General features: G+C 68.6%; 18 protein-coding genes and 1 pseudogene. 12 read left to right on the plus strand and 7 right to left on the minus strand.

All coding sequences use genetic code 11. The features are described 5' to 3' along the window. A partial coding sequence (locus ACWELQ_RS15570) for an MFS transporter (RefSeq protein ID WP_452397714.1) occupies positions 1–617 on the minus strand: 617 nt, incomplete at its 3' end. Between the two features lie 131 nt (positions 618–748). On the opposite strand from ACWELQ_RS15570, the gene ACWELQ_RS15575 reads away from it, so the two are divergent. Next, positions 749–1,756, plus strand: a complete 1,008-nt coding sequence (locus ACWELQ_RS15575) for a GlxA family transcriptional regulator (RefSeq protein WP_452397715.1) — start codon at positions 749–751, stop codon at positions 1,754–1,756. A 13-nt stretch (positions 1,757–1,769) separates the two neighbouring features. Here the strand turns inward: ACWELQ_RS15575 and ACWELQ_RS15580 are convergent, their stop codons facing one another. After that, positions 1,770–2,561 (minus strand): phosphatase, encoded by a 792-nt coding sequence (locus ACWELQ_RS15580; RefSeq protein WP_452397716.1) that lies wholly within the window; start codon positions 2,559–2,561, stop codon positions 1,770–1,772. 245 nt (positions 2,562–2,806) lie between these two features. Further along, entirely contained in the window at positions 2,807–4,276 is a 1,470-nt protein-coding gene (locus tag ACWELQ_RS15585; protein WP_452397717.1) for a DUF349 domain-containing protein, read from the minus strand. Positions 4,277–4,452: 176 nt separating this feature from the next. Between ACWELQ_RS15585 and ACWELQ_RS15590 the strand changes: the two genes are divergently transcribed. Genes ACWELQ_RS15590 through dapF form a run of 4 tightly spaced genes read left to right on the plus strand, consistent with a single transcriptional unit; the run spans position 4,453 to position 7,902 of the window. Continuing rightward, entirely contained in the window at positions 4,453–5,232 is a 780-nt protein-coding gene (locus ACWELQ_RS15590) for a hypothetical protein (protein WP_452397718.1), read from the plus strand. Beyond that, on the plus strand, positions 5,229–6,158 hold the full coding sequence (gene miaA, locus ACWELQ_RS15595; RefSeq protein ID WP_452397719.1) for a tRNA (adenosine(37)-N6)-dimethylallyltransferase MiaA: 930 nt from the start codon (positions 5,229–5,231) through the stop codon (positions 6,156–6,158). The genes ACWELQ_RS15590 and miaA overlap by 4 nt, the downstream gene beginning before the upstream one ends. Next, positions 6,158–6,979, plus strand: a complete 822-nt coding sequence (locus ACWELQ_RS15600) for a TrmH family RNA methyltransferase (protein ID WP_452397720.1) — start codon at positions 6,158–6,160, stop codon at positions 6,977–6,979. Before miaA ends, ACWELQ_RS15600 begins: the two co-directional genes overlap by 1 nt. A 29-nt stretch (positions 6,980–7,008) precedes the next feature. Continuing rightward, positions 7,009–7,902 (plus strand): diaminopimelate epimerase, encoded by an 894-nt coding sequence (gene dapF, locus ACWELQ_RS15605; RefSeq protein ID WP_452397729.1) that lies wholly within the window; start codon positions 7,009–7,011, stop codon positions 7,900–7,902. 71 nt (positions 7,903–7,973) lie between these two features. On the opposite strand, the gene ACWELQ_RS15610 is transcribed toward dapF, so the two are convergent. Next, entirely contained in the window at positions 7,974–9,095 is a 1,122-nt protein-coding gene (locus ACWELQ_RS15610) for an alkene reductase (RefSeq protein WP_452397721.1), read from the minus strand. A gap of 60 nt (positions 9,096–9,155) precedes the next feature. Here ACWELQ_RS15610 and ACWELQ_RS15615 point away from each other — a divergent pair, with 60 nt between their 5' ends. Both ACWELQ_RS15615 and hflX read left to right on the plus strand, forming a co-directional pair. Then, positions 9,156–9,527 (plus strand): MerR family transcriptional regulator, encoded by a 372-nt coding sequence (locus ACWELQ_RS15615; protein ID WP_452397722.1) that lies wholly within the window; start codon positions 9,156–9,158, stop codon positions 9,525–9,527. Positions 9,528–9,624: 97 nt separating this feature from the next. Next, positions 9,625–11,124: a GTPase HflX gene (gene hflX, locus ACWELQ_RS15620; protein WP_452397723.1), complete on the plus strand. Its 1,500-nt coding sequence runs from the start codon at positions 9,625–9,627 to the stop codon at positions 11,122–11,124. Between the two features lie 122 nt (positions 11,125–11,246). On the opposite strand, the gene ACWELQ_RS15625 is transcribed toward hflX, so the two are convergent. Next, positions 11,247–11,894 carry a maleylpyruvate isomerase family mycothiol-dependent enzyme gene (locus tag ACWELQ_RS15625; RefSeq protein WP_452397724.1) on the minus strand — a complete coding sequence of 216 codons (648 nt, stop codon included), beginning with the start codon at positions 11,892–11,894 and terminating at the stop codon, positions 11,247–11,249. Positions 11,895–11,966: 72 nt separating this feature from the next. Between ACWELQ_RS15625 and ACWELQ_RS15630 the strand changes: the two genes are divergently transcribed. Then, complete coding sequence (locus ACWELQ_RS15630; protein WP_452397725.1) at positions 11,967–12,404, plus strand: MarR family winged helix-turn-helix transcriptional regulator; 438 nt, start codon at positions 11,967–11,969, stop codon at positions 12,402–12,404. Between the two features lie 640 nt (positions 12,405–13,044). On the opposite strand, the gene ACWELQ_RS15635 is transcribed toward ACWELQ_RS15630, so the two are convergent. Next, the gene (locus ACWELQ_RS15635) at positions 13,045–13,239 is read right to left on the minus strand and encodes a hypothetical protein (protein WP_452397731.1); all 195 of its coding nucleotides are present in this window, start codon (positions 13,237–13,239) and stop codon (positions 13,045–13,047) included. Between ACWELQ_RS15635 and ACWELQ_RS15640 the strand changes: the two genes are divergently transcribed. The 4 genes from ACWELQ_RS15640 to ACWELQ_RS15655 are packed head-to-tail and all read left to right on the plus strand — an operon-like array spanning position 13,202 to position 15,486. Beyond that, positions 13,202–13,876: a DUF5753 domain-containing protein gene (locus tag ACWELQ_RS15640; RefSeq protein WP_452397730.1), complete on the plus strand. Its 675-nt coding sequence runs from the start codon at positions 13,202–13,204 to the stop codon at positions 13,874–13,876. The genes ACWELQ_RS15635 and ACWELQ_RS15640 overlap by 38 nt on opposite strands. Then, positions 13,873–14,067 (plus strand): DUF397 domain-containing protein, encoded by a 195-nt coding sequence (locus ACWELQ_RS15645; protein WP_452397726.1) that lies wholly within the window; start codon positions 13,873–13,875, stop codon positions 14,065–14,067. Before ACWELQ_RS15640 ends, ACWELQ_RS15645 begins: the two co-directional genes overlap by 4 nt. A 42-nt stretch (positions 14,068–14,109) precedes the next feature. Continuing rightward, complete coding sequence (locus ACWELQ_RS15650; RefSeq protein WP_452397727.1) at positions 14,110–14,244, plus strand: hypothetical protein; 135 nt, start codon at positions 14,110–14,112, stop codon at positions 14,242–14,244. A 30-nt stretch (positions 14,245–14,274) separates the two neighbouring features. Continuing rightward, positions 14,275–15,486: an MFS transporter gene (locus ACWELQ_RS15655; RefSeq protein ID WP_452397728.1), complete on the plus strand. Its 1,212-nt coding sequence runs from the start codon at positions 14,275–14,277 to the stop codon at positions 15,484–15,486. Here the strand turns inward: ACWELQ_RS15655 and ACWELQ_RS15660 are convergent. After that, a pseudogene (locus tag ACWELQ_RS15660) lies at positions 15,470–15,691 on the minus strand (hypothetical protein); the annotation flags it as partial. The gene ACWELQ_RS15655 and the pseudogene ACWELQ_RS15660 sit on opposite strands and share 17 nt — an antisense overlap.

A 15,691-nucleotide genomic window follows, 5' to 3' on the forward strand; every position in this document is an offset into this window, starting at 1 on the left:
GCGCGCTGGCGGATATCGGGCAGCACCCGCAGCCCGAAGACGAAGGCCACCACCGTGAACGGCACGTTCAGCAGGAAGATCCAGCGCCATCCGGCTTGCAGCAGCAGCCCGCCGATCACCGGTCCGCTCGCGCCGCCCGCCGCGGCGATGGCGGTCCAGATGCCCATCACGGTGGTGTGCTCGCGTTTCGGGAACACCGGCAGCACCAGGCCCAATCCAGTGGGGATGAGCAGAGCGGCGGCCGCGGCTTGCAGGATGCGGGCGACGATGAGGACCGCCAGGTTCGGGGCGAGGCCGCAGGCGATGGAGGCGAGGCCGAACAGCGCGATGCCGAGCAGGAATCCGCGTTTGCGCCCGGTATCGTCGGCGAACCGACCGGCCGGAACCAGCAGCGCGGCCATCACGATGGTGTAGGCGTTCAACGTCCACGACACCGCGCTCGTCGAGGCGTTCCCGAAGGACTGTTGCAGGGCCGGGAAGGCGACGATGACCGCGAAAAGGTCCAGGATCGCGAGGTATTGAGCAATCCCCGCGATGGCCAATACCCGCCAGCGGAGCGGATCGGCAGCCGTATCCGGTTGGGGGACAGGAGGAGTGCGTTCGGTCGTCGTGGTCATGCCTTCGACTATCCGAGCACGCGGCCCCCATCACGAGTGGCAGGAATGCCACACTGCGCTAGATTTCTGACACCGTGCCGCGCTAGGTTGGAATCAAACACCAGGTGATGAAGCGGAGTGAGGTCGCGGTCATGGATTCGAACGGTCCCGGCACGCTTGCCGTCGCCGTCGCGCCCGGCATGCCCATCTTCGAGGTGGCCATTCCGTATCAGGTGTTCTCCGAGCGGCCGATCGGCGTCGACCTCGAGACCTGGTACGACTTCCGGCTCTGCGGCCCGCGCGATACGCGTCACGCCACTTTGCGAGATCCGTTCGTGGCCTTGACCGAATACGACTACGACGACCTGGTCCGCGCCGACACCGTGATCGTCCCGTCCACCCCGAACGTCCGCGAGGAGCCGCCCGCCGACCTGGTGGCGGCCGTCCGCGCGGCGCACGAGCGCGGTGCGCGCGTCGCCGCCCTGTGCACCGGTGCTTTCGTATTGGCCGCCGCGGGTCTGCTCGACGGCCTCCGCTCGACCACCCATTGGCGATACATCGCGGCGCTGCGCGCCCGCCACCCGCAGCTCGAGGTCGATCCGGGTGTCCTCTACATCGACCACGGCCGCATTCTCACCAGCGCGGGCACCACTGCCGGGCTGGATCTGTGTATTCACCTGATCCGCAAGGACCTCGGCGCGCAGGCCGCCAACGCCGCCGCGCGTTCCCTGGTCGTCTCTCCGCACCGCGCGGGCGGCCAGGCGCAATACGTGCAATCCCCGGTGCCCGCCCAGCCCTCGGATGCCGGCCTCGCGCTCACCCTCGATTGGGCGCTCACCAATCTCGAACGCCCCCTGACGGTTTCGGATCTCGCGACGCACGCCAATCTGTCCGATCGCACGCTGGCCCGACGCTTCCACGCCGAACTGGGTGCCACCCCGCTGCGCTGGCTGCTCACCCAACGCCTGATCCGCGCCCGGGAACTCCTGGAGCTCACCGATCTCCCCGTCGATACGGTGGCCGACCGCTGCGGTCTGGGCAGTCCCGCCAACCTGCGCACCCACTTCAACCGCGAAGTGGGCGTCTCCCCGAGCGAATACCGCCGCTCGCACCGCCCCACGCGCCACGAGGTCATCACCGAATCCGCGCAATTGGGCTGAGCGGAAGCCGTTTTCAGTTCGCGGCCGTGCCGAGAACGTAATCCGTGAGCAGCCCGTACCGTTCGGGGGCGAGGCCGTCGTCGAGCGGGACCGCCACCGCGACGACGCCGATTTCCTCGCCGACGAACAGGGCGGGGTCGTTGCAGTCCGCGAATCCGATGGCGTCGATGCCCGCCTGGGCCGCGCCACCGCACCAACCGTGGTCGGCGACAACGAGATCCGGCATCGGCCGCCCGGATCTTCGTAACGCGTCCAGGGCGAGGCGGATCGGCATCGCCGAATGGGTGTGGATCGACCCGCCCGCGTCCATCAGCGTGCCCACGCCCAGGAAGTAGTCGATCACGAGCCGCTTTGCCCCATACCGGGTTTCATCGTCGTACCCGGCCCCCGCGCCCGCTTCGACCACGGTGCCCCCGGCCTTCGCCAATGCCGCCGCCAACCGCTGATACATCGGCCCCAGCCGCTGCGGATGCCCGGTCGCGAACAGCACCCGCTGCCGCTCCCGCAACGCCTTGTCGAATCGCGCCGCGTACCGATCCAGCGCCGCCACAGTCCGTTCCGGATCGATGGTGTCCACCCCGCGCCGATGATTCCGCCGCGCATCCACCCCCACCCGCCGCACCATCAACTCGAAAATCGCGTCGGCATCCCACTCCGGCCCGATCTCCAACCCGAACGTGTACCCCGGATCCCCCTGCGCCAACCGCCAATAATGCGCCAGATTGTTCTCCCGAGGCGTGGCAACCCGCCCCGCCATCCCCGTGGCCAGCAGATGCGCGACCAACTCTTCTCGACTCGGTGCCATGCCCGCGAGCCTAACCGCGAACCCACTACCCCGCCGATCACCCTGTGAGCTTGCAATCCCATCGCTCGCCGACCCGTTCGACGAACTCGCCCGGCGCCACCGCGAACTCGGATCGGCCGCGACCAACGCCCCCGGCCGGTGCAGGCGCGAGAAGCTGTATGGCGTTGTGCGGCAGTGTCGGTGCGAACCGAACCGGCCCGGTCTGCACGCAGGCCGGGCCGGATTCGTCTGGGCTGTGCTGGTTCTCAGCGCTGGCTGACGGCGCCTTCGGCGGCTTCGGCCCATTCGCGCCACTGCTTGGCCTGTTCGAGGGCCTTTTCGGCGTCTCGGGACTTGCCTGCGGCTTGGGCTTTGGCGGCTTGTTCCTCGAATTGGGCTACGCGTTCGCGGAATTGGGCGGCGCGGGCCATGGCCTCCGGATCGGTGCGGCGCCATTGGGCGTCGACGGCCTCGCGGACCTTCTTCTCGATGGCGCGCAGGCGGGACTCCAGGTCGTGCATGCGTTCGCGCGGGACCTTGCCGAGGGCGTCCCACTTCTCCTGGAGTTCGCGCAGGGCGTTGCGGGCGGCGTCGAGGTCGCCTTCGGGGTTGATGTGGGCGTAGGCGGCCAGAAGTTCTTCCTTGGCGGTCGCGTTGGCCTCGAACTCGTGGTCGCGTTCGGTGGCCGCGTTGTTGCGGGCGGCGAAGAAGATGTCCTGGGCGGCCTTGAAGCGACGCCACAGCTGTTCGTCGGCCTCGCGGGGTGCGCGGCCGGCTGCCTTCCATTCGGTGAGCAGGTCACGGAAGATGGCCGCGGTGCCGGGCCAGTCGGTCGAGCCGGAGAGCTCCTCGGCGCGAACACAGAGTTCTTCCTTGCGGGTCTTGGCGGACGCGCGTTCGCGATCGAGTTCGGCGAAGTGGGCCCCGCGTCGCCGGTTGAACGCCTCGCGAGCCTTGGAGAAGCGTCGCCACAGCGCGTCGTCGACCTTGCGGTCCACGCCGCGAATGGTCTTCCACTCGTCCAGGATCTCCCGCAGCCGATCCCCGGCGGCCTTCCACTGGGTGGACTCGTTGGCGATCTGCTCGGCCTCCGCGGCCAGCGTTTCTTTGCGCTCGGTTTGCTCGTGCCGGCTGCGTTCCTTCTCCTCCTTGGCGTGCGCGGCCGCCTCGTCGGAGTGTTCGATGATGGCCCGCAAGCGCGTGGTCAGCCCGTCGATATCACCGATGACCGAGGCGGTCGGCAATGTTTCGGCAAGCGCGGTGGCGGCGGCCTTGGTCTTGCGGGCGTCGGTCCCGGCGGCGAGCCTGGCCTCGAGCAGCGCGACCTCGGTGGCCAGATCGTCGAAGCGACGGCCGAAGTGGGCCAGCCCTTCCGCGGCGTCACCGGCCTGCCAGGACCCGATGACGCGTTCGCCGTCGGCGGTCTTGACCCAGGCGGTGCCGTCCTCGTCGACCCGGCCCCACTGGCTGGGGTCGCTCACGGACGGCACGACCACCGGATGGGGATGCGGATGTGCCGGGCCGGGCGTGGGCTTGACGGCATGAGGTTTGGGGGATTCGGGTTTATTGCGAGGACCGCCGGGCCGCGGCGCGGCGGCGGCCGCCGGAGACGGCTTGGGGGTCTCGCTGGGGGCGGGCACCGGGGCTGGACTCGGGGTGGCTGCGGCGGCGCCGGGCTTGGGCGTCGGGGTCGACTCCGGGTGGGTAGCCTTCTCGGTTCCGTTGTTCTCGGTCATTGCTCCTCGTCCCTGCCGCGCGTCACGGCTGCCTGGTTACGCCCTAGCTCATTCGTCTAACTGCATCCCATTCAACCAGGCTGAGATGGGAAATGCTGTCTTTGAGCCCGCTTCGGCGGCGCGGCGACCCGGCCGGGGTGGGGCTGGTGAGGTGCGTTAGCGCTACGGTTGACGGCGTGTTCTGTGTTGCGTCGCTGGTTCCCTCGCCGCCCGTGCTGGTGCCCGAACTCGAGGGCGCGGCGGGTGCGGCGGCCGATACCGATGTCGCGGCGCTGCGAGCTGCGGTGTTGCGTGCGGCGGGGGAGTTGGCGGCCGGTGCGTCGCGGTGGATCGTGGTCGGCGTCGCGGAGCCGGAGGAATTCTCCGGCAGCACAGAAGCGAACCGGGTGATCGGTTCTGATTCGGTGGGCACATTCCGGGGATACGGCGTGGATGTGCGTGTTGGTTTGACCGGATCGGTCACCGAAACCGCCCTCGCGGACCCGCTGCTACCCCTCCCGGCGCTGATCGCGGGCTGGCTGCGCGAGCGTGTCGCGCCCGAAGCGATCGCGCAAGTCCGCTTGATCTCCGCCGATGCCGCCGCCGCGGACTGCCTGACCTTCGGCCGCCACCTGCGCGCCGAACTCGACGCCGAGCCGGAACCGGTCGCCGTATTGGTGGTCGGCGACGGCGCGGCAACCCTGTCGCTGAAGGCCCCCCGCTATCTGGACGAGCGCGCCGAAGCCGTCCAGGCCGATATCGACCGGGCACTGAGCGCGGGCGATCGCGCGGCTATCGCTGCGCTGGACACCCGGCTGTGCGGTGAGATCGAGGTCGAGGGCCGCCCCGCCTATCAGGTGCTGGCCGGACTCTTCGCCGCCGATCCGGTCGATCCGGCGGTCGAAACGCTCTACGCCGCAGCCCCGTTCGGTGTGGCCTACCACGTCAGCGTGTGGCGTGCGGGAGTCGCCCGGTGACCCGGCCGATCGCCGTGGTCGGCCCGACCGCGACCGGAAAATCCGATCTGGCCCTGGATCTGGCGCAGCGGCTGGACGGCGAGATCGTCAATATCGACGCCATGCAGCTCTACCGCGGCATGGATATCGGCACCGCGAAACTGCCGGTCCCCGAACGCCGCGGCATCCCCCATCACCAGTTCGACGTGCTCGACGTCACCGAGACCGCGACGGTCGCCGCCTACCAGTCGGCGGCCCGCGCCGACGTGGAGGCCATCCTGGCGCGCGGCCACACCCCGGTCATCGTCGGCGGCTCCATGATGTACGTCCAAGCGCTGCTGGATGATTGGGATTTCCCGGCCACCGATCCGGAGATCCGCGCGAAATGGGAGACGGTGCTGGCCGATCGCGGCACGGTCGCCGTGCACGAGGCGTTGAAGCAGGCCGATCCGGTGGCCGCCGCGACGATCCTGCCCACCGACGGCCGCCGCATGGTGCGGGCGCTGGAGGTGGTGGAACTCACCGGCAAACCGTTCGCCGCCTCCGCGCCGCAGATCGGTGAACCCCGTTGGGGCACGGTCATTATCGGTGTCGATCGCGACACCGCAGAGTTGGATAACCGCATCGAGTCGCGCACCGCGAAGATGTTCGAATCGGGTCTCGTCGAGGAGACCGAACGCCTCATCGCCCAGGGCCTGCGGCACGGCCAAACCGCCCGGCGCGCCATCGGTTACGCGCAAGTCCTCGATTTCCTGGACAACGAATACGACCTGAACGAAGCTCAGGAGCGCACCTTCATCGGCACCCGGCGCTATGTCCGGAGACAACGTTCCTGGTTCCGCCGAGACCAACGGGTGCGATGGGTGGACGGCGCGGATCCCGCCCTGGCGGACACCGCGCTGGCGCTCGTCAACTCCTCCACGATGAGGGACGAACAGGAACCATAGTGACGCGTCGCGCGAACACTCGCACCGCCGCGGTCGCGGTGTGGCAGGCGTATCTGACCACCCGGGCCGCCCGCATCCGGGACGGCCGATTTCTGGTGCAGGGCATGCGGCCCATCAGCCGCGCCCTCGAATGCCGTTGGCCGCTGGAGACTCTCGTCTACCGGCTGGGCGGGCCGGAGCCGTCGCCGTGGGCGCGGCAGGTCCTCGATTCCAGCGGGGTGCCCAGCGTGGGGCTGGTGCCGGAGGTGATGGCCGGGCTGGCCGAACCCCTCGAGGCGGTACCGGAACTGGTGGCCGTGGCGGTGACGCGGCGGCCGGAGCTCGAGGAGTTCGCGCCGGGCACGCCCGAGGATCCGGCCACGGTGGTGGTCATCGATCGTCCCGCGTCGGCGATCCGGCTGGGTTCGCTGATCCGGTCGGCGGTGGCGTTCGGGGCGGGCGGGGTGATCGTGACCGGTTCCGGCGTGGACCATTACGACCCGCAGAGCGTCCGCGCCTCCGACGGGGCCTTGTTCTCGGTGCCGGTGTTGCGGGTGTCCGGTCCGGCGCAGGTGGCCGCGTTCCGGGAGCGGCAGCGGGCGCGCGGCGTGCCGACCCGCATCGTCGGCAGCGACGATGGCGGCGGCGTCGCCCTCGACGACGCGGAATTCGACGGCGGCACCGTGCTGGTGCTCGGCGACGAGAGCGAATCGCTGGCCCCGGCCTGGCAGCAGGTGTGCGACGAACTGGTCTGCATTCCGACCGACGGCACCCTGGGCGCGCCCGCCGCGGCCGCGGTGGCCCTCTACGAAATATCCCGGCAGCGCCGGGCGCTACGGTGAGGACCATGAGCGAGAACAGCGCGGCCGATATCGAGTTCACCAAGGGCCACGGCACCCAGAACGATTTCGTGGTGCTGCCCGACCCGGACGCGTGGCTCGAACTCACCGAATCGCGGGTGGCGGCGCTGTGTGACCGGCAGCGCGGGCTGGGCGCGGACGGGGTGCTGCGGGTGGCGCGCGCGGGCGCGCTCATCGAGACCGGTGTGTTGGGCGCGCTGACCGACGGTGTCAGCGCCGCGGACTGGTTCATGGACTACCGCAATGCCGACGGGTCGATCGCCGAGATGTGCGGAAACGGGGTGCGCGTCTTCGCCCACTATCTGGTCGCGACCGGGCTCGAGCAGCGCACCGAATTCATTGTCGGATCGCGTGCCGGTGCGCGACCGGTCGAGGTGCATCACGCCGACCCCGTGCACGGTGAGGTGACCGTGGCCATGGGCCGGGTCAAAACCCTCGGCACCTCCAGCGCGACCCTCGACGGCCGCGAATTCACCGGCCTCGGAATCGATGTCGGCAACCCGCACCTGGCCTGCGTCACCCCCGACCTGACCCCGCAGTCGCTGGCCGCCCTCAACCTCGAGCACGCCCCCGGCTTCGACCACACCCTGTTCCCGCACGGCGTGAACCTCGAGATCCTCACCCCCCTCAGCGTCGGCTCCGACGGCGAACGCGGCGTCGACATGCGCGTCTACGAGCGCGGCGTCGGCGAAACCCGCTCCTGCGGAACGGGAACCGTGGCCGCCGCCGCGGCCGCCCTCGCCCGCGACGGCTTCGACCTCACCGCCGACACCGGCCACATCAAGGTCCGCATCCCCGGCGGCGTGGTGACGGTCGGCATCGACCACGGCACCGCCACCCTCCGCGGCCCCTCCGAACTCGTTGCGACAGGCCGCCTCGCCGCCAAGTGGTGGCAAGACGCCTGACCCTGAACCCCTGCCGCAAGGCTGGTCATGCGGGATGACGCGGGCGGGCCATCCCGGATGACGAAGGCTGATCAAGCGACCGCCGCGGCGCTCAGTGCGGGCGTGGTGTCGGTGAGGGTGGGGTAGTCGTTGTAGCCGTCCGGGCCGCCGACGTACATCAGTGGTGTGTCGCGGACGGGGTTGAGGGGTGCGCCGAGGCGGAGGCGGTCGACCAGGTCCGGGTTGGCCAGGAAGGCGCGGCCCAGGGAGACGAGGTCCGCGCCTGCGGCGAGTAGGGCTCGGGCTGCGGTTGCGCCGCCGTCGGCGGGGAGGGGGACGCCCCAGCCGAGGTTCGGGTTGGCGATGAGGGTGTGCGGCCACAGGTGCCGGATCTGCTGGAAGAGTTCGGTTTCCGGGTCGGCGAAGACGATGTGGAGGTAGGCCGGGTGCCGGGGTGCGAGGGCGCGGACCAGGGCCGGGTACAGCTCGGCGGTGTCGTCCTCGGCGATCCCGTTGGTGGTGACGCCGGGGGCGATGCGGATGCCGACCCGGTCGGCGCCGATCGCGGCGATGACCGCGTCCACCACTTCGAGGGTGAAGCGGATGCGGTTGGCGATCGAGCCGCCATAGGCATCGGTGCGGTGGTTGGTATTGCCTGCCAGGAACTGGTGCAGCAGATGGCCGTTGGCGCTGTGGATCTCCACGCCCTCGAATCCCGCGGCCACCGCATTGCGGGCGGCCTGCGCGAAATCGGCGATGGTGGCGTGGATTTCGTCCCGGCTCAGCGCGCGCGGGATCACCGACTCCTGATGCCCGGACGGCGTGTGAATGCCTTCCGGCAACGCGATCGCCGAGGGCGCGACCGGCACCAGCCCGCTGTTGTCGGGGTGCCCGACCCGCCCGCCGTGCTGCAACTGCAGGAACATGCGCCCGCCCGCGTCCCGCACCGAATCGGTGACGCGCCGCCAGCCCGCGATCTGCGAATCGCTGTAGACGCCGGGAATATTCGGATACGTCTGCCCGACCCGGTTGGGCGTGGTGCCCTCGGCGATGATCAGGCCCGCCCCGGCCCGCTGGGTGTAGTGCGTCCGCATGAGCGCCGACGGAGTCCCGTCGGCTTCGGCGCGATTGCGCGTCAGCGGTGCCATGACCAGCCGGTTCGGGAGTTCGAGGGCGCCGAGGCGGCTGCTGCTGAAGAGGTCCGTGTTCGTCATGCCGGTAAGGTAAAACCTGACATTGATGTGAGGTGCAAGCCTTGGAATCTGGAGTGCCGCATGCGAATCGGTGAGCTGGCCAAACGCACCGGCGTGAGCGAGCGTTCGCTGCGCTACTACGAGGAGCAGGGCCTGCTGGTGGCCGCGCGCACGCCCGGCGGCCAGCGCGACTATCCGGATCTGGCCGTGGATCGCGTCATTCACATCCAGGAGCTGTTCGCGGCCGGTCTCAACAGCAGGAAGATCTTCGAGATCCTCCCGTGCATGCGCGACACCGACGGCGGCGCGAACGAGCGCGCCACGCCCGAGCTGGTCCACGAATTGCGTTCCGAACGCGACCGCATCGACCGCACCATCGCCGACCTGCTGCGTTCCCGTGAGGTCCTCGACGAGGTCATCACCAGGGCCGGGGAGCGCTTCGCGGACACGTGACGGCCCCCACGTCGCGAGGTGATGGGTTCCGCACGGTGCGGTCGCGGCGAAATAACCGAATGCGGTCGTTCGTTGGGACGTGGGACTATGGAGGTGTATGAGTAAGCCAGAAACGTATGAGTTCACTCCCGCCGAAGAGATCGACGAGGAGATCAACGACGCCCCCGAGACCGGCCGCGACGGCTGGCAGGCCGCGCCGACCGTCGGTGAACTGCAGCTCGATGAGCGCGCGGCGCTACGCCGGACCGCGGGTCTGTCCACGGAGCTCGAGGACGTCACCGAGGTCGAGTACCGGCAGCTGCGCCTCGAGCGCGTGGTGTTGTGCGGGGTGTGGACCGAGGGCACGGCCGAGCAGGCCGAGGCGAGCATGGCCGAGCTGGCCGCACTCGCCGAGACCGCGGGTTCCGAGGTGCTCGACACGCTGGTGCAGCGCCGCGACAAGCCGGACAAGTCGACCTATCTGGGTTCGGGCAAGGCCGATGAGTTGCGCGGCATGGTGCTCGAGTCCGGCGCCGACACCGTCGTGTGTGACGGTGAGCTTTCCCCCGCGCAGCTGACCGCGCTGGAGAAGGTCGTGAAGGTGAAGGTCATCGACCGCACCGCGCTGATTCTCGACATCTTCGCCCAGCACGCCACCTCCCGTGAGGGTAAGGCGCAGGTGTCGCTGGCGCAGATGGAGTACATGCTCCCGCGCCTGCGCGGCTGGGGTGAGTCGATGTCCCGCCAGGCCGGTGGTCGCGCGGGCAGCAATGGCGGTGTGGGTCTGCGTGGTCCCGGTGAGACCAAGATCGAGACCGATCGTCGCCGCATTCGTGAGCGAATGGCGAAGCTGCGCCGCGAGATTCGCGAGATGAAGACCGCGCGCGACACCAAGCGGGCCAAGCGCACGGCCAGCGGTATCCCGCAGGTCGCGATCGTCGGCTACACCAACGCGGGCAAGTCCTCGCTGATGAACGCGCTCACCGACGCCGGAATCCTGGTGCAGGACGCGCTGTTCGCCACCCTGGATCCGACGACGCGTCGCGCCGCCCTCGAGGACGGCCGCGAGGTGGTCTTCACCGACACCGTCGGTTTCGTCCGTCACCTGCCCACCCAGCTGGTCGAGGCGTTCCGCTCGACGTTGGAGGAGGTGACCGGCGCGGACCTGCTACTGCACGTGGTGGATGGTTCCGACCCGCTGCCCGATCAGCAGATCAAGGCGGTCCGCGAGGTCATCACCGACGTGCTGCGCGAGACCAAGAGTCCGGCCCCGCCGGAGTTCCTGGTGGTCAACAAGATCGACGCATTGGATCCGCTGGAAGTCACCCAGTTGCGCGGCTGGCTGCCGGACGCGGCCTTCGTCTCGGCCAAGACCGGCCAGGGCGTCGACCAACTCCGCGACCGCCTCGCCCAGATCCTCGGCGGCCTCGACGTGGAGGTCAGCGTCCTGCTGCCCTACACCCGAGGCGACCTGCTGGCCCGCATCCACGCCGACGGCAAGATCCTCACCTCCGAACACGAGGAAACCGGCACCCGCGTCCGCGCCCGAGTCCCCGCCGCCCTGGCAGGCCCACTCGCCGAGTACGCCCACGCCGGCACCGAACCCTCGGCCGACTGAGGTTCCTTTCAAGATCAAGGTGTACTCAGTGCGGGAATTCGTCCGAATTCCCGCACTGAGTACACCCGTGACCCCTTCCTACAACCCAATCCGCGCAGACCCCTCGTTCCGCACGGACGAGGTCATGTGGTGGGCATTCGCAGGCGGGATGTGGCGAGAGTGAGTCCCTCGCCGGTGAGCTCCCCGACCCGTGCGGTGCGCCCGGTGATGAGCAGTAGCAGCGCGGTGACGGGCCCGCTGACTTCTCGCCCGGTGCCGTGCACCCAGTCGATATCGGTGGCGCGCAGGCGGATTCCGTCGAGACGGTGTCTGTCCCACACCGGCCAGCCGACCTCCACCGCGCGATCCGCCCCCGCCGCGGCCGCATCGGGCGGGATCTCGAGGCTACGGCCGAGGGGAATCGCGATGTCCTGCCCGTGCACCATGGTGTCGAACAAGATGTTCCGATAGTTGGTCAGCGACGGCAGCTTTCGCGACGCGGCGTGGTCACGCAGCTGCGAAACCAGTTCCCCGGTCGGCTGATTCGCATACCCGGTGGTGAGGATGTCGATGAACCGGTTGTAGTTGCCGCGCGCCCGGATTCCGGTGGCGAGCATGACGCGCGGCGAGGGCGGTTGAGGCGTGAGCGCGAGATGTGCGGCGACTTCGCGAATCCGCCAACCCGCGCACAGTGACGGCGTGTCCCAGTCTTCCTCCGGGAGTCCGTCCAGCAGGTCGGCGATGGCGCGCCGCTGCTGCTCGATGACCTTCCAACTGGTTTCCAGGTCCATGGAACACCTCTACGATCGGTCAGTGTCTCTGACCAAATATAGTCAGAGAGACTGACCGAATCAAGGAGTGGGATGGCCGACGAGGACCTGAATGTGGGCCTGCTGATGTTCATCGCCTACCGCGGCATGGAGCAGCGCATCTACGCCGCCCTCGCCGAGGCGGGCTACGGCGACGTCACCATCGCCCAGGGCCGGCTCGCGGGCCGCATCGGCCCGGACGGCACCCGCCTCACCGAGCTCGCCGAGCAAGCGCAGATCACCAAGCAGACGGCGGGCTTCCTGGTCGACCAACTGGCCCGCGCGGGCTACGTCGAACGGGTCCCCGACCCTTCCGACGCGCGCGCCCGCCTGGTCCGGTTCACCACGCGCGGTGCGGAACTCGTCCGGCTCGCCAACGAGACCGCCGCCCGGGTGCAAGCCGAGTGGGCCGCCCATCTCGGCGCGACCCGCACCCGTCAACTCCGCGAGATCATGGCCCGCCTACGCGAAATCACCGATCCGTACGCTTGATTCGCGGCGTGTCACCCGCCACGCGTCCAGAGATTCCACCCGGCGGAGGCCGCGCGCCGCCGCGCGATCATCTCCAAATGCGGTACGAGGGCAAGGAAATACCGCTTGGCCTCACATCCTTTCGCGCAGGCTCGGTGGGTCTCCAGTCCACGCCGAGCGACTTCGAGGTTCTGCACCGGATAATCGGGCACCTCATGGCTGATCGCTTGCGCCACAGCTCAACTCCCGACGTGTCGCCGCGCCGCACGATGCCGACCGGATCGTTTGCGATGCGAATTCCCAGAACCTTTGATGTCTTCAAGAACGCAGAACGCCATCAACGCTCCGCCCATAACAGTCATAACCGACAAAATCCACGCATCCCAGGGCATAGCGACTCCCGATGTCCTATCGGAGAGAATGGCCCAGATGTGACACCTGGGCCGGGAATTGTTTTCGCAGAGCGCTCTTCGATCAGTAGACACCGGAATTGACCGTCGAACCAGACATCTCGCGGACTTCCCTCAAATACGATGGAAGTCCGCTGTAGCTATGTCCGTGGCGGATAGCACCCAAATAGCGAGGCTAAGAAAATGGCTGGTTCGACAGTCTCTCGCATGGACTTCGGGAACTTCATGCGTGGAGTACGGGAAGGTGCACATCAGACACTGCTGACGGCGGCGTCCGCGCTGGAGGTGTCTCGCCAGGTGATCATGCGTATGGAGGAGGGGAGTCCCACCAAGCTCACCAAGCCGTTGATCGGGTTGCTGCTGGACCAGTACGGTGCCTCGCCGGAGGTCTGCGAGGAGGCGCTGCGGTTGTGGTCCGAGATCTCCGAGCAGGAGAAGATCGCCAAGGCTCAAGGGAATTCGAAGGGATTCTGGAAGGCATACACAGATCAGGTCGCGCCGACGTTCCCCCGATTCCTCCGACTCGAAGGTGCGGCCAATCGGGTTGTCGTACATCAGCCGATGATCGTGCCCGGCCTGCTGCAGATTCCGGAATATCGTCGCGCGATCATCCGGATCGACAGGCCGGACCTTTCGGCGGTCAATATCGAGCGCCGACTCGAGCTCACTGCGCGGCGGCAACTTCGGCTGGGTGAGAAGGGTTTTCGACTCGAGGTGTTGTTGTCGGAAGCGGTGCTCCGGCACCGTCCGGCAGCCGCGGAGGTCATGGCGAGCCAGCTGTCGTGGATGGCCGAGATCGGGCAGAACGACAACATCAGCATCCGTGTCATGCCGTTCGCGTCCCGCCCGCACCGCGGGCTCACTATTCAGCCCTTCACGCTGCTCGAGTTTCCGAAGGGAACCAGCGGAATCGCCTTGCCGACAATTGTTCTGGTGGAGGGTGTGATCGGCAGCCTCTACCACGATCGGGCGGAAGAGATCGATCAGTATTGGGAAGCCGTCGCCGGTATGCGGGCGGTAGCGTTGACGGAAGCGGACACTCGAGACATGGTGCTCGCGATCGCGAAGGAGTACACCGAATGAAGAAGCTCCCGCCAACCGGACGCTGGTACAAGTCGAGCAGATCCGATTCCGCACAGCAGTGCGTGGAGGTCTATCTGGGTGACGGCCGGGTCGGCGTCCGTGACTCGAAGGCCGCTGGTCGCGGCCCGGAACTCTGGTTCTCCGACGAGGATTGGCGGTCGTTCATCGCCAGCGGCGTCTGGGAGCGGTGAAACGCGGTTGTCTGGCGGCCTCGGTGCGGCGATGATCCGGGCGTGAGTGCCGACCTCTCGATCCGTCCCATGGCCGCCGCTGATCCGGTGCCGATCGCGGCGGCCTTCGCCGCGCTGGGGTGGAGTACCAAGCGGGTGGGGTGGTTGGTGACTGTCGGGGCTGATTCCCGCCGGTAGCTCGGGCTGGGTCTCCCTACCGTCAGGGATATGGAACTCGATCTCATCCCGGAAACCCGGGGCACGGTGTTGCGTGCGCCGACGGTGTGGTTCATGGCGTTGGCGGCGGGGGTCGGCACCGCGAGTCTTTATCCGCTGCAGCCCGCGGTCTCGGGAGTGGCTGGGTCGCTGAATGTTTCGGTGGCGGCGGTGGGGACGGCGTTGGCGGGCGGGCCGGTGGGGTATCTGCTCGGGCTGGCACTATTGGTGCCGCTGGTTGACCGGGCTGCGCCGCGTACGGTGGTGCCTGCTCAATTCTGTGCGCTGGCAGTGGCTTTGGCTGCGAGTGCGGTGGTCGGGTCGGTGTGGCTGCTCGGCGCGGGGGCCGCGCTGGTCGGTGCGGCCTCGTCGGTGGGGGCGCAATTGAGTTCGGTGGCAGGGCGTTTCGCGCCTGCCGCGCGGCGGGCCACCGTGCTGGGAATCGTCACCGCCGGTATCTCGGCCGGGGTGCTGGCTGGGCGGATCGTAGGTGGCTGGTTGGCGGATGCGCTGGGTTGGCGGGGGATGCTGCTGGTGTTCGCCGCCGCGTGTGTCGCGATCGCCGGTGCTGCCCGGGTGGTACTGCCGATGGCTTCGGCCTCCGCGACCGCGAGTTACCTTGCCACACTGCGGAATATGCCCGCACTGTTCGCCCGTCATCCGGCGCTGCGATCGGCGGCGGGTCGAGGGGCGCTCTGGTTCTTCGCGTTCTGCACGATCTGGTCCGGACTCGCCGTGGCGCTGTCGCAACCCCCGTTCTCGTACTCGTCGGAACGGATCGGCCTGTACGCCTTCGCGGGCCTGCTAGGCATCGTCGCCACCCGCGTCTCCGGCGTCTGGACCGACCGCATCGGCGCGCGCCGCGTCATCCTGATCGGCCTGACGCTGACCATCGTGAGCACGGTGATTCTCGCTGTCTCCCTGTCGATCACCGCCGTGACCCTGGTGTGCCTCGGCCTCTTCGACGCGGGCCTGTTCGCCGCCCAAGTAGCCAACCAGAGCACCGTCCTCGCGCTGGACCCCGCCGCTCCCGCCCGCTTCAACAGCGCGTACATGGTCGTCTACTTCGTCGGCGGCAGCCTGGGCACCGCCTTCGGCGCGGCGGCGGTCGGCTGGTTCGGCTGGACCGCCACGGCCGTCCTCGCCGCCACCGCCACGTTGGTGGCGGCCGTCGCGACCGCCGTGACGCGAGCGAATTCGGGTGAGCTCACCAGCCGCCGTTGAACAGGGCCGCCAGCGCGGGCGCGGGGTGTGCGGTGGTGAGCGTATTCGCGGTGGCGACCGCGATCATGGCCAGCGACACCAGGTTCGCGGAAATACCGAAGAAGAACAGCGTCCGCCGGGTGCGCCGATCGGTGGGGTCGGTGCGCCGCAGGCGTCGCCACAACACCGTGGCCGCGACGAGCCCCGCGACGGCGACCAATGTCGT

The organism is Nocardia sp. NPDC004722, from assembly GCF_053601505.1.